The sequence below is a fragment of the Noviherbaspirillum sp. genome (genome assembly GCF_036846085.1).
GTDB lineage: Bacteria > Pseudomonadota > Gammaproteobacteria > Burkholderiales > Burkholderiaceae_D > Noviherbaspirillum.
In genome coordinates this window covers 1-13356 of sequence record NZ_DAIUCO010000139.1, presented here as the reverse complement: position 1 = coordinate 13356, position 13356 = coordinate 1, and the positions used below count along the sequence as shown (strand labels likewise).

15 protein-coding genes are annotated in these 13356 nt (G+C 60.8%); 6 read left to right on the top strand and 9 right to left on the bottom strand.

Annotated elements, in window-relative coordinates:
• Positions 1–54: 54 nt before the first annotated feature.
• Both ugpA and ugpB read right to left on the bottom strand, forming a co-directional pair.
• A complete protein-coding gene (gene ugpA / locus V7080_RS16045; protein WP_334189398.1) occupies positions 55–939 on the bottom strand; it encodes a sn-glycerol-3-phosphate ABC transporter permease UgpA in 885 nt (294 codons plus the stop codon).
• A 168-nt stretch (positions 940–1107) separates the two neighbouring features.
• A complete protein-coding gene (ugpB, locus tag V7080_RS16040; RefSeq protein WP_334189397.1) occupies positions 1108–2418 on the bottom strand; it encodes a sn-glycerol-3-phosphate ABC transporter substrate-binding protein UgpB in 1311 nt (436 codons plus the stop codon).
• A gap of 113 nt (positions 2419–2531) precedes the next feature.
• Here ugpB and ubiA point away from each other — a divergent pair, with 113 nt between their 5' ends.
• Entirely contained in the window at positions 2532–3386 is an 855-nt protein-coding gene (ubiA, locus tag V7080_RS16035) for a 4-hydroxybenzoate octaprenyltransferase (protein WP_334189396.1), read from the top strand.
• Between the two features lie 89 nt (positions 3387–3475).
• Positions 3476–3769, top strand: a complete 294-nt coding sequence (locus V7080_RS16030) for a DUF883 family protein (RefSeq protein WP_334189395.1) — start codon at positions 3476–3478, stop codon at positions 3767–3769.
• 39 nt (positions 3770–3808) lie between these two features.
• Here the strand turns inward: V7080_RS16030 and proC are convergent, their stop codons facing one another.
• The gene (gene proC / locus V7080_RS16025) at positions 3809–4633 is read right to left on the bottom strand and encodes a pyrroline-5-carboxylate reductase (RefSeq protein ID WP_334189394.1); all 825 of its coding nucleotides are present in this window, start codon (positions 4631–4633) and stop codon (positions 3809–3811) included.
• Entirely contained in the window at positions 4623–5327 is a 705-nt protein-coding gene (locus V7080_RS16020; protein ID WP_334189393.1) for a YggS family pyridoxal phosphate-dependent enzyme, read from the bottom strand. Before V7080_RS16020 ends, proC begins: the two co-directional genes overlap by 11 nt.
• Before the next feature lie 83 nt (positions 5328–5410).
• On the opposite strand from V7080_RS16020, the gene V7080_RS16015 reads away from it, so the two are divergent.
• The 4 genes from V7080_RS16015 (at position 5411) to V7080_RS16000 (ending at position 8759) form a co-directional block, all read left to right on the top strand.
• Complete coding sequence (locus tag V7080_RS16015) at positions 5411–6454, top strand: type IV pilus twitching motility protein PilT (protein ID WP_334189392.1); 1044 nt, start codon at positions 5411–5413, stop codon at positions 6452–6454.
• A gap of 210 nt (positions 6455–6664) precedes the next feature.
• Positions 6665–7801 carry a PilT/PilU family type 4a pilus ATPase gene (locus V7080_RS16010; RefSeq protein ID WP_326857693.1) on the top strand — a complete coding sequence of 379 codons (1137 nt, stop codon included), beginning with the start codon at positions 6665–6667 and terminating at the stop codon, positions 7799–7801.
• Positions 7798–8307, top strand: a complete 510-nt coding sequence (locus tag V7080_RS16005) for a glutathione peroxidase (RefSeq protein WP_334189391.1) — start codon at positions 7798–7800, stop codon at positions 8305–8307. The genes V7080_RS16010 and V7080_RS16005 overlap by 4 nt, the downstream gene beginning before the upstream one ends.
• 158 nt (positions 8308–8465) lie before the next feature.
• Positions 8466–8759 carry a GIY-YIG nuclease family protein gene (locus tag V7080_RS16000; RefSeq protein WP_334189390.1) on the top strand — a complete coding sequence of 98 codons (294 nt, stop codon included), beginning with the start codon at positions 8466–8468 and terminating at the stop codon, positions 8757–8759.
• A gap of 144 nt (positions 8760–8903) precedes the next feature.
• Here V7080_RS16000 and V7080_RS15995 read toward each other — a convergent pair whose 3' ends face one another.
• The 5 genes from V7080_RS15995 to glcE form a co-directional block, all read right to left on the bottom strand.
• Positions 8904–9566, bottom strand: a complete 663-nt coding sequence (locus V7080_RS15995) for an HAD hydrolase-like protein (protein ID WP_334189389.1) — start codon at positions 9564–9566, stop codon at positions 8904–8906.
• Between the two features lie 20 nt (positions 9567–9586).
• On the bottom strand, positions 9587–10315 hold the full coding sequence (locus V7080_RS15990; RefSeq protein ID WP_334189388.1) for an LrgB family protein: 729 nt from the start codon (positions 10313–10315) through the stop codon (positions 9587–9589).
• On the bottom strand, positions 10312–10644 hold the full coding sequence (locus V7080_RS15985) for a CidA/LrgA family protein (protein WP_334189387.1): 333 nt from the start codon (positions 10642–10644) through the stop codon (positions 10312–10314). Before V7080_RS15985 ends, V7080_RS15990 begins: the two co-directional genes overlap by 4 nt.
• A gap of 95 nt (positions 10645–10739) precedes the next feature.
• On the bottom strand, positions 10740–11972 hold the full coding sequence (gene glcF, locus V7080_RS15980) for a glycolate oxidase subunit GlcF (RefSeq protein ID WP_334189386.1): 1233 nt from the start codon (positions 11970–11972) through the stop codon (positions 10740–10742).
• Between the two features lie 232 nt (positions 11973–12204).
• Positions 12205–13272, bottom strand: coding sequence for a glycolate oxidase subunit GlcE (gene glcE / locus V7080_RS15975; RefSeq protein WP_334189399.1), 1068 nt, complete (start codon positions 13270–13272; stop codon positions 12205–12207).
• Positions 13273–13356 lie beyond the last annotated feature (84 nt).

Here is a 13356-nt window from a genome sequence, read left to right as displayed (position 1 = left end):
CTCCCCCTACGAGGGGAAGGGAACTAATAAGGAGAAGTTCAAACGTAGGCACCTTCACGAATACTGCACCTTTCTCTCCACATACTTGAACTGCAGCACCGTCAACGTGATCACAATCACCATCAGGATCACCGACTGCGCCGCCGCGCTGCCGAGGTCGCCGCCCTTGAAGCCATCCTGGAAGACCTTGTACACCAGGATCTCGGTGTCCTTTCCGGGTCCGCCATGCGTGGTCGCCTCGATGATCGCGAAGGTGTCGAAGAAGGCGTACACCATGTTGATCACCAGCAGGAAGAAGGTGGTCGGCGACAGCAGCGGAAACACGATCGTGAAGAAACGCCGCACCGGTCCGGCGCCGTCGATTGCGGCGGCTTCGATCAGGGATTTCGGAATGGCTTGCAGGCCGGCGAGGAAGAACAGGAAGTTGTAGCTGATCTGCTTCCATACCGCGGCCATCACGATCAGGATCATCGCGTGTGTGCCGTTGAGCAGGCTGTTCCATTCAATGCCGATGCGGGCAAGCAGATGGGCGATGATGCCCAGGCTCGGGCTCATCATGAACAGCCACAGCACGCCGACCACGACCGGCGATACCGCATACGGCCAGATCAGGAATGTCTTGTAAACCGCCGCACCCTTGATGATGCGGTCGGCAAAGACAGCAAGGATCAGCGACAGCGTCATGCCGATGAATGCCACCAGTAGCGAAAATACGGCGGTGGTCTTGAACGACTCCAGGTAATTCCCGTCGTTGAACAAGTCCTTGAAGTTGTCGAACCAGACGAACTGGGTCGACATGCCGAAGGCATCCTGTATCAGCACCGATTGGTACAGCGCCTGCGCCGCCGGCCAGAAAAAGAACAGCACCGTGACGACGATCTGCGGCGCGACGAGCGCATACGGCAGCCAGGGCGATTTGAATCGTGCGCGTTTTTCCATGGTACGGGACGATGTGCGGAAACGTGGGCGCGGGAATGCGCCGACCGATCAGGGTGAAAAGAAATCCGTTGCCGGCCGGCACGCACAAATGGGTGAAGGATTCCCGAACCGCCGGGACTCCTTCATTCCATCACGATGCGTATGCGACCCGACAGAGGCCCGGACAGCTTATTTATTGGCCTTTTCAAACCGTGCCAGCAACTCGTCGCCGCGCTTGACCGCCGTATCCAACGCTTCCTTGGCGGACTTCTTGCCGTTCCAGACGTTCTCCAGTTCCTCGTCGATCACGGTGCGGATTTGCACGAAGTTGCCGAGCCGGATTCCGCGCGACTTGTCGGTGGTCTTGACGATCATCTGCTGCACCGACACGTCGGTGCCGGGCGTCTTTTCATAGAAGCCGGATTTCTTGGTCATATCGTAAGCAGCCGTGGTGAGCGGCAGGTAGCCGGTTTCCTGGTGCCACTTTGCCTGTAATTCCGGTTGCGACAGGAACTTGAAGAATTTCGCCACGCCCTTGTACTCTTCCGGTTTCTTGCCGCTCATCGCCCACAGCGATGCACCGCCGATGATCGTGTTTTGCGGCGCGCCGGCGACGTCGGCGTAATACGGCAATGCCGAAACGGCGAATTTGAATTTTGCATTCTTGGCGATGTTGGCATAGGCCGCGCTGGACGATGTCAGCATGCCGCATTCGCCGGAGAAGAATTTCGCTTCCGGTTCATTCTTGCGGCCGCCGTAAGTGAAATAACCCTGCTTGGCCCAGTTCGCCATGTTCTCGATATGCCGGACATGCAAGGGGCTGTTGAATTTCAGGCGCGCATCCAGGCCGCCGAAACCGTTGTTCTTCGATGCGAATTCGACGTTGTGCCACGCGGAGAAATTCTCCATGTGCACCCACGATTGCCAGCCGGTGGTGTAGGCGCATTTTTCGCCGTTGGCCTTCAGTTTGGCCGCGGCAGTCAGCACTTCCTGCCAGGTCGCTGGCGCCTTGTTCGGGTCAAGGCCGGCTTTTTCGAACATGTCCTTGTTGTAGTAGAACACCGTCGTCGAGCTGTTGAAGGGGAAGGACACCATGGCGCCCTTTGGCGACGTGTAGTAGCCCGCTACCGCAGGCACATACACCGATGCGTCGAATTTTTCACCCGCCGCTTTCATCACGTCGGCGACAGGCACTACCGCGCCCTTGGAGTACATCATCGTCGCCGTGCCCACTTCGAATACCTGCAGCAGGTGCGGCGCATTGCCGGCGCGATAGGCGGCAACCGCGGCTGCCATGGCTTCGTCGTAGCTGCCCTTGAAGACCGGGTTGACCTTGTACTCGGACTGGCTCTTGTTGAATTGATCCGCCAGTCCCGCCACGCGCTCGCCAAGTGCGCCGGTCATGGAATGCCACCAGGTGATTTCGGTCGCGGCATGTGCCTGACCCGCGAAGGCAGCCACTACGCCCGCCGCCAGAACCGGTTTCCAGTTGAATTGCATTTGTTGTCTCCAAATTTTTGAATGTTATAGGTCTGATGTGACAGTCGCGTTACGATAACTGAAAGACTACATGGCGCGCTTATAATTCGCTTTTGCAGTGCAATATGCGCACCATGAACCGACTTTCACTCTATGTGCAACTGGTCCGGCTCGACAAGCCGATCGGCATTCTACTCTTGCTATGGCCGACGCTCACCGCGCTCTGGCTCGCGTCCGCCGGCAGGCCGGACTGGCAGCTGGTCCTTATCTTCACACTCGGCACCGTGCTGATGCGATCGGCCGGTTGTGCAATCAACGATTACGCCGACCGGGATTTTGACCGGCATGTCAAACGCACCGCGCAGCGGCCGCTGACCAGCGGCCGGATCGCCGGCTGGGAAGCGGTCGCGGTCGCCGCAGCGCTGGCGCTGGTGTCCTTCGCACTCATCCTGCCGCTGAATGCGCTGACCAAGCAATTGTCGGTGGCGGCGGTGCTGATCGCCGCCAGCTATCCCTACTTCAAACGCTTCTTCGCCATTCCCCAGGCCTATCTCGGCATCGCCTTCGGATTCGGCATTCCGATGGCATTCGCCGCCGTGCAGGACACGGTGCCGCCCGCCGCCTGGCTCCTCCTGGCAGGCAACATCTTCTGGGCCGTCGCCTACGATACCGAATATGCGATGGTGGACCGCGACGACGATTTGAAGATCGGCATCCGCACGTCGGCCATCACCTTCGGCAGCTTCGACGTGGCGGCAGTGATGCTGTGCTATGCGCTCAGCTTCGGCATCACCCTGCTGGTCGGCTGGCAGTACGGCTTGCGGGCCTGGTTCATCGCCGGCCTGGCCGTGGCAGCCGCCTGCGCGCTCTATCACTACAAGCTGATTCGCGAACGTGACCGCATGGGCTGCTTCGCTGCATTTCGTCACAATAACTGGCTGGGTGCGGCGGTGTTCGCCGGTGTTGCGCTCGACTATGCGCTCGCTTGAGACCGCAATCCTTGATCAGGCGCAAGATTTGGCGGATGTCGTTGCCTACAATCAAGCAAGAAATTCAATAACCCGCTCGAAGGACAAACATGGACACGATACAAAAAAACAGCGCTGACACCGGTCAGCAACCGGACGCCGGCCATGACTCCGCATGGGCAAAGTTTGAATCCACACTGCAAAGCGCGATGGAAAATTACGGCCCGCTGGAAGAGCAGTTGCTGGCGACCAGCCGCGAAACGCTGGAAGCAGTCGACCAGTATGTGAAGGAAAATCCGTGGCAGGCCGTCGGCATCGGCGCCGCGGCCGGACTGATACTGGGATTCCTGATCAGGCGCGGCAGGTCAAAACATTCCGGCCAACTGCCGCAGGCTGATGACTAGCGGATTCGCAGGCCGTCGATCAGCCGGGCAGCGGACCCATCAGTCCCGGCCGAATTCTTCGCCCATTTCTTTGCCCCGCGCGGCAGCCGCCTTCATCGCACGGATGATGGCGTCCTTGACGCCGCTTTCCTCCATGCTGGTCAGCGCCGCGTAGGTGGTGCCGCCCTTGGACGTGACGCGTTCCCGCAGAACCGCCACCGGCTCGGCCGATTGCGCGGCCAGTTGCGCGGCACCGCTGAATGTGGCGATTGCCAGTTCCATGCCCTGTTCCGGCGTCAGGCCCATTTCCTCCGCCGCCTGCTGCATCGCTTCGAGGAAATAAAACACATAAGCCGGCCCGCTGCCCGACACGGCGGTGACCGGATCGATCAACGCTTCATTCTCCAGCCACACGGTCGGACCGACTGCCCGCATGATGGCGTCGGCTGCGTTGATCTGTTCCTGCGATACGCCTCTCAAGGCCACCATGCCGGTGATGCCCTTGCCGATCAGGGCCGGCGTGTTCGGCATCGCACGCACGATGGCGGTATGGCCGTGCATCCAGCGCGACAGGTCGGCGGCACGAATGCCTGCGGCGATGGATATCACCAGCTGCGAAGCGACGAACGGCTGCAACTGCGCGACCACGCTCTTCATCTGCTGCGGCTTGACCGCGAGCACGACAACGTCGCTTTGCGCAATCGCGTCGCCGATCTGCTGCGCAGTCGTGACATGAAATTGCTGTGCCAGCTTGTGCAGGCTGTCGGCATTGATATCCACGACGTGGATGTTGGCGCCGTCGGTCAGCTTGCCGGCCAGGCCCCCTATCAAGGCGGTCGCCATGTTGCCGCCGCCGATGAAACTGATTTTCAAGTTATTTTTCATAGTGTCGTTGTCCGAAAATTGCCGTCCCTATGCGGACGATGGTCGCGCCTTCGGCAATCGCCGCATCCAGGTCCGCCGACATGCCCATCGATAGGGTATCCATTGAAAGGCCCTGCGCATGCAGGCGTTGTTGCAGTTCCCGCAAGTGCCGGAACGGTTCGCGCTGCTGATCGAATCCGGATGCCGGCTCTGGAATTGCCATCAGTCCGCGCAATGCCACGCGCGGCAGCCGGGCGACTTCCTGTGCGAGAGCGGCAGCCTGTTCCGGCGCAACCCCGCTTTTGCTGGCCTCTCCGCTGATATTGATTTGCAGGCAGATATTGAGGGGAGGTAAATGCGCCGGCCTCTGCTCGGACAGCCGCTGTGCGATTTTTTCCCGGTCGACCGAATGTACCCAGTCGAAATGCTCGGCAATCGCCCGCGTCTTGTTGCTTTGGATTGGCCCGATGAAATGCCATTCCAGAGGCAATCCCGGTGCCGTCGCGCGCACCGCCGTCATCTTGTCGAGCGCCTCCTGCAGGTAATTTTCACCGAAGGCATGCTGGCCTGCCCGCGCCGCTTCGAGCACCGCATCGGGGCCAAACGCCTTGGATACTGCCAACAGACGGATCTCTCCCGGGTCCCGCGATGCCTGCCGCGCGGCTGTTGCGATGCGTTCATGCACGGCTTGCAAGTTGTGGGAGATTGGAGACATAATCGTTTTCCACAGGCAACATTTCGCCTGTATGATGAATTCGCTAACGGCATTGCTGCCGGCCCTGGGATTATAGAGCCACTATGGATATTTCCGAACTACTCGCATTTGCCGTCAAGAACAACGCGTCCGACCTCCACCTGTCATCCGGCCTGCCGCCGATGATCCGGGTCCATGGCGACGTACGCCGGATCAACCTGCCGCCGCTTGAACACCGTGATGTGCACGGCATGATCTATGACATCATGAACGACGGCCAGCGCAAGGCGTATGAAGAAATCCTCGAGTGCGACTTCTCGTTCGCCATCCCGGGCCTGGCGCGTTTCCGGGTCAATGCCTTCAACCAGGATCGTGGCGCCGCCGCCGTCCTGCGGACGATTCCCTCCAAGGTTCTGACACTGGAGCAACTGAATGCGCCCAAGATTTTCGCCGACCTGGCGCTCAAGGCCCGCGGCCTGGTGCTGGTGACCGGCCCGACCGGCTCCGGCAAGTCCACCACACTGGCGGCGATGGTCAATCACCTCAATGAAACCGAATACGCGCACATCCTGACGGTGGAAGACCCGATCGAATTCGTGCATGAATCCAAGAAATGCCTGATCAACCAGCGTGAAGTCGGTCCGCACACGATGTCGTTCAACAATGCGCTCCGCTCCGCACTGCGCGAAGATCCAGACACCATTCTGGTTGGCGAATTGCGCGACCTGGAAACCATCCGTCTCGCACTGACCGCTGCCGAAACCGGCCACCTCGTGTTTGGCACACTGCATACCTCGTCGGCGGCAAAGACCATCGACCGTATCGTTGACGTATTTCCGGCGGAAGAAAAGGACATGGTGCGTGCAATGCTGTCGGAGTCGCTGCAGGCGGTGATTTCGCAAACGCTGCTCAAGACCAAGGACGGTTCCGGGCGCGTGGCCGCGCATGAGATCATGCTTGGCACGCCGGCGATCCGCAACCTGATTCGCGAAGCAAAGATTGCGCAAATGTATTCGGCGATCCAGACGGGCAGCAACCTGGGCATGCAAACGCTGGACCAGAACCTGACCGACCTGGTGCGGCGCAATGTGATTTCTTCAGCTACCGCGCGTGCGGCGGCGAAGACGCCGGAAAACTTCCCGGGGTAACGGATTCGATTAAAAGTCATTTCATAAATAGAGTAGAGGCTTGTCGTCCCCGCGAAGGCGGGGACCCAGAGATACACCACCGTTCCGGTCGGCGTAGCCAGTGCATCCCTGGATTCCCGCCGCAGCCTGCCCTCGAATGAAGTAGTCGGGGTTGGGAATGACAAAATTGACGCTAGCGTCCGCCCGCATCTTCTTGAAGAAGGAAAAAACATGGAACGCGAACAGGCCACCAAATTCATGCATGACCTGCTGCGGCTGATGCTGAGCAAGAACGGGTCCGATCTTTTTATCACTGCGGACTTTCCGCCCGCTTTCAAGATCGACGGCAAGATGACGCCGGTGTCGAACCAGCCGCTGACGGCGACGCATACCATCGAACTGGCGCGCGCGATCATGAACGACAAGCAGGCGGCCGAATTCGAAGCCACCAAGGAATGCAATTTCGCGATCAGCCCCGGCGGGCTCGGCCGGTTCCGGGTATCCGCCTTCGTGCAGCAGGCCCGCGTCGGCATGGTGCTGCGGACCATCACGACAACCATCCCCAAGCTCGATGATCTCGGCGTGCCGCCGGTGCTGAAGGATATCGCCATGACCAAGCGCGGACTGGTGATCATGGTGGGCGCGACCGGTTCCGGCAAATCGACCACGCTGGCCGGCATGGTCGGCCATCGCAACGAGAACAGCTACGGCCACATCATCACCATCGAGGACCCGGTCGAATACATTCATCCGCACAAGAACTGCATCGTCACCCAGCGCGAAGTCGGCGTCGATACCGAGGATTGGGGCGCGGCACTGAAAAACACCCTGCGGCAGGCGCCGGACGTCATCCTGATCGGCGAAATCCGCGACCGCGAGACGATGGATTACGCGGTGGCCTTCGCCGAAACCGGCCACCTGTGCCTTGCCACCATGCACGCCAACAGCGCCAACCAGGCGCTGGACCGGATCATCAACTTTTTCCCTGAAGAACGCCGCGGCCAGTTGCTGATGGATTTGTCGCTCAACCTGAAAGCAATGATTTCGCAGCGCCTCCTGCCCCTGCGCGACACGAAGGGCCGCTGCGCCGCCGTCGAGGTCATGCTGAATTCGCCGCTGATTTCCGACCTGATCTTCAAGGGCGATGTGCACGAGATCAAGGAAATCATGAAGAAGTCGCGCGAACTGGGCATGCAGACATTTGACCAGGCCTTGTTCGATCTCTATGAAGCCGACAAGATTTCGTATGAAGATGCTTTACGCAATGCCGACTCGGTCAACGACCTGCGGCTGTCGATCAAGCTGCGCGGCAAGGAAGCCAAGGGCCGCGACCTGAGCAAGGGTACCGAACACCTGGGGATCGTATGAACAGCGGCATGAACAGCGGCAAGACCACCATCCATGACTTCAAGGCTGACAGCCTCGCCGGTGCGCCGGTCGATCTCGCCTCGTATCGCGGCAAGGTGCTTCTGATCGTCAACACCGCCAGCAACTGCGGTTTCACGCCGCAGTACAAGGGCCTGGAAGCGGTCTACCAGCAATTCAAGGACAAGGGCGTCGAGGTGCTCGGTTTTCCGTGCAACCAGTTCGGCAAGCAGGAGCCCGGATCGGCGGATGAAATCGGTGCATTTTGCGAGAAGAATTACGGCGTGACCTTTCCGCTGTTCGCCAAGATCGACGTCAACGGCGACGGCGCGCATCCGCTGTTCAAGCACCTGAAAAGCGCGGCGCCGGGATTGCTGGGCTCGGAGGCGATCAAGTGGAATTTCACCAAGTTCCTGGTGAAGAAGGACGGCACGGTGTACAAGCGCTACGCGCCACAGACCGCACCGGAGGATTTGATGAAGGATATCGAGCGGCTGTTGGCGGAGTAATACTGCCGGGGCAGGAGCGACATGGCATAGCGCTTTTGCAAGGCTATGCCATGTGCAGGTATTCGTCATCTTTTTCGCTTGCCGGAAATTGTTGTCAGCGACTTTAAGCCCTCAGGCCTCAAATCGTCGTCCCCGCGCAAGCGGGGATCCATAACCCTATGGACAAGACCTTCTACGTCTACCTACTGGCCAGCGCCCGTTACGGCACCTTGTATGTCGGCGTGACCTCCAACCTGATCAAGCGGGTGTGGGAGCATCGGGAGAGTATCGCAGATGGATTCACCAAGGAATACGGCGTGAAGCAGTTGATGTGGTACGAAATGCACACGGATGCCATGTCGGCCATCACGCGCGAAAAGCAGATCAAGAAATGGAATCGGGCGTGGAAGATCGATTTGATTCAGAAAGAAAATCCTTACTGGCGGGATTTGTACGATACGCTCTCCGCATGACCTCACTATGGATCCCCGCTTGCGCGGGGACGACGATTTGAGGTCGGCTGGTTGAATGTTGCTGGCAATGGCCTGCGTATATCCTCTCGATACGAGAAGAATTTCGGGCACATGCCGCAACAATGCTGGAACTCTGCCATATCTTCAACGCTGCATCTCCTCCTCTGCCACGCTACGCGTACCCAGCAACGCATCGGCAATCTCCTCAACCCGCGCAAACGCCAGTTTCGGCGCCCGCGCCTTCAGCGTTTCCGCCTTGGTGTACCCCCATCCGACCGCGCCGAAGTCGATATTCTCCGCGTGCGCCGCGTCGATATCCCTCAATTCATCGCCGATGCACAAGGCCTGCCCTGGCTGAACCCCGGTGGCCTTCAACAATCGCCGCAGCTTGCTCCGCTTGCCGAACAGCGACACCCCGCATTCGTAGTGAGCGATCAGCCGCGCATTCTCCGGCCCCAGCACAGCCTTGACGTTATCAATCGAGTTCGACGTCACGACGGCAAGCTGCATGCCCTGTCCCGCAAGCCGGTGCAGCACGCTGCCGACGCCATCGAACAAGTGAATCCGATCGATGCTCTGCGCCATGAGCGCGCGGAAATCCCGGGCGACGGCAGGGATTTTCCAGGCGGGAAGACCGGCGTGACGGATCACTTGCCGCGCATCCGCGCCGCGCAGCGCCTCGAGTTCGTCGCGCTTGAACCGCTTGAATCCATGGGCATCCGCCAAGGTGGACAGCACCCCGAGAAAGAAGGGAAAGGAATCGGCCAGCGTGCCGTCGAAATCAAAAATTACCAGTCGGTAAGTCACTTCACACCCGCTATCCAATGTCACGCAACGGAGGATAGCATCCTGATCGCCAAGGGCAGCAGCAGCGCGGTCATGACACCGGACAGGCCCATTGCCAGGCCGGAAAACGCCCCCATTTCCTCGCTGACCTGGAATGCCCGCGCGGTGCCGATGCCGTGCGAGGTCACGCCCAGGGCGAAGCCGCGTGTCGCATGATCGGTGACCTTCATCAGGTTGAGCACCCCGCGCGCCAGCACGGCGCCGAGAATGCCAGTGAGGATCACCAGCACGGCGGTGAGCGACGGCAAGCCGCCGATTTTTTCTGCAATGCCCATCGCGATCGGCGTCGTGACGGACTTCGGGGCAAGCGACAGCACGGTCGCGCGCGACGCGCCGAAGCCCCAGGCAATCAGCATGGCGGTCGTGATCGCTGCCGCGCTGCCGAGCACGGTGGCGGCGATGAAGGCAAACCAGTTGCGCTTGAGCTTGTCGACCTGCTGATAGAGCGGTATGGCCAGCGCAACGGTCGCCGGTCCGAGAAGGAAGTGCACGAACTGCGCGCCATCGAAGTAGACCGCATAAGGCGTGTCGGTCAGGGTGAGCACGGCCACCAGCAGGGCAACCGCGATCGCCACCGGATTGGCAAGCGGATTGAAGCGGGTACGGGCATAGATCGCATAGGCGGCCTGGTAGGCGATCAGCGTCGCCGTCAGCCCGAGCAGCGGCGAGGCGGACAGGTAGACCCAGATATCGGTCAGGCCGGCATTCATTTCTGCAAGGCGCGCACGACGGCGGCGGTGACGGCGATCGATACCACGGTGCTGGCAACCAGCGCCAGCGCGATCGGCAGCCATTCCGCCGCCACCCGCTGCGCATGCACCATGATGCCGACGCCGGCGGGAATGAAGAGCAGCGACAGATGCTTGAGGAGCTCTAGTGAGACCGGCGCCAGCTTGTCGACCGCCCCCTTCGCAACCACCAGGTAAATGAACAGCAGCACCATGCCGATGACGGGACCGGGTACCGGCAGGGACAACGCGAAGGCGATGCCTTCGCCGATGGTCTGGAACAGCAGGAGCGTGGTGATGGTGCGGATCATGTCGCCTCGTCGGTCGGGTTGCGCGGAACGCCAGAAGATGCCTTCCGGCTGAATGCAACTTTAACCGGAACGCCGCACGAGGCGATTAACCAGGGTCAGGCCGCCTTCGACAACGCCCCGTCCACCAGTTCGATCCAGTGCCTGACCGGCGTCTCGGTACCCGATTGCAGATGGGTCAGGCAGCCGATATTGGCCGATACGATCATCTCCGGGCTGGTTGCTTCCAGCTTGGCCAGCTTGTCGTCTCGCAGCCGGTAGGCCAGTTCCGGTTGCAGGACCGAGTAGGTGCCGGCCGATCCGCAGCAGAGATGGCTGTCCGCGCACAATGTGACATCCACGCCGACGGCGGTGAGCAAGCCTTCTACCTTGCCACGGATCTGCTGGCCGTGCTGCAGGGTGCAGGGTGGATGGAATGCGACACGCTTGCCGATCTTTCCTTCCAGCTTCGATGCCAGTTCAGCCTGGAAATCCGGCAGGATTTCGCTCAGGTCCTTGGTCAGTCCGGATATGCGCTCGGCTTTCGCCGCATAGGCGGGATCATGCGCGAGCAGATGTCCATATTCCTTCACCGTCGCGCCGCAGCCGGATGCCGTCATCACAATCGCCTCCGCGCCCGCCTCGACGTACGGCCACCATGCGTCGATGTTGTTGCGCATGTCGTTCAGGCCGCCGTCATGATCGTTCAAGTGATAGCGGATCGCGCCGCAGCAGCCTGCCCTGGGCGCGACGATCATCTGCACGCCGAGCGCATCCAGCACGCGCGCGGTGGCGGCATTGATGTTCGGCGCCATCGATGGTTGCACGCAGCCGTCGAGCAGCAGCATCTTGCGCGCATGCTGCGTGCGCGGCCATGTGCCGGCATGCTGCTTCGCGGGCACCTTGTTGCGGAGCGCTTTCGGCAATAACGGGCGTGCCATCTGCCCCATCTTCATCGCCGGCGTGAACATCCACTTGCGCGGCAGCGATTCCTTCAATGCCTCGCGCACGATGCGCTGCGACAGCGGACGGGGCACCTGCTGGTCGACGATCTTGCGGCCGATGTCGACCAGGCGGCCGTACTGCACGCCGGACGGACAGGTGGTTTCGCAGTTGCGGCAGGTCAGGCAGCGGTCGAGATGCAGCTGCGTCTTGCGGGTGGCAGGTTTGCCCTCCAGCACCTGCTTCATCAGGTAGATGCGTCCGCGCGGCCCGTCGAGCTCGTCGCCGAGCAACTGGTAGGTCGGGCAGGTGGCGGTGCAAAAGCCGCAATGCACGCATTTGCGCAGGATGGCGTCCGCCTCCTCGCCTTCGCGTGTGTTCTTGATGAAATCGGCTAGATTCGTTTGCATAGGGGTTTGGGATATTTATCTGGAACTGCGTCTGCGACGCTTGGCGAGTAACTACAGCTTATTTCGGCAATTGCGGCGCACCATTCTTTTGTCATTCCCGCCCCCGACTACTTCATTCGAGGGCGGGCTGCGGCGGGAATCCAGGGATGCACCGGCTACGCAATTCAGGTAAGTGGCGCATCTCTGGGTCCCCATCTTCACGGGGACGACAATCCTTACCATGGATTGGCGTCTAGAAGTCCGGATACATCCGTCCCGGATTGAAAATCCCTGCCGGATCAAACGCATTTTTCAGGTTCCGATGGATCTTCGCCACTGCCGGCGCGAGCGGATGAAACACGCCCGCGCTCCTGTCGCCGCCCCGGAACAGCGTCGCATGTCCACCGGCCTGCTGCACGGCGGCACGAATGGCGGTTGCGGACGCGTCGGTCTTCAGCCAGCGCTGTGCACCGCCCCATTCGATCAGTTGCTCACCGGGTAAAGACAGCGGCGGCACATGCGACGGCACCGACAGACGCCAGAGGTTTTCCGATGGCGCCAGGTCGGTGAAAAAGGGGTTGGCCTGTTCGCGCAGCGCTGCCCAGAACGGCTCGGCCTGCGCCACTTCCTCGCCGCCCATCCGCAGCCGCGCCGCATTGATCGCAGGTTCCGCACCCGACAGGCGCACGATCAGTAGGTTGCCGTGCCATGCGCTGGCGGAAATCGGCAAGGGCTGACCGCCCCATTCATTCAACCGCCGGATCGCATCGCCCTCGTTTGCTTCAAAGCGCAGCGTCGTTTCCAGCAAGGGCCTGGGCAGCACCTTCAAGGATACTTCGAGGATGAGGCCAAGCGTGCCGAGCGAACCCGCCAGCAATCGGGACACATCGTAGCCGGCGACGTTCTTCATCACCTGTCCGCCGAAGTGCAGTACCTCGCCATTGCCGTCCATCAGCACCGCGCCGAGCACGAAATCCCGCACCGATCCGACCGCCTGCCGGCGCGGCCCGGACAAGCCGCTGGCAACGACACCACCGACGGTTGCACCGTTGCCGAAGTGTGGCGGCTCGAATGCGAGCATCTGGTTCTGTCCCGCCAGCACGTCCTCGATTTCCGCCAGCGGCGTGCCGCAACGGGCGGTGATGACCAGTTCGGTCGGATCGTAGGCAACGATGCCGGTGTGGCCGCGCATATCGAGCGGCTCGCCCTGCAGCGCCTGGCCATACCAGTCCTTGCTGCCGCCGCCGCGGATGCGCAATGCGCGCTTGCTTGCGGTGGCGGACGCGATGGTGGCCTTGAAATGATGCAATGCCTGTTCCATGTCGTTCATCAGGCGTCGTCCTTAAAAGCGCGGCAGGTCGGCGAACTTCATCTGGCCGCGCTGCACATGCATCTTTCCGTATTC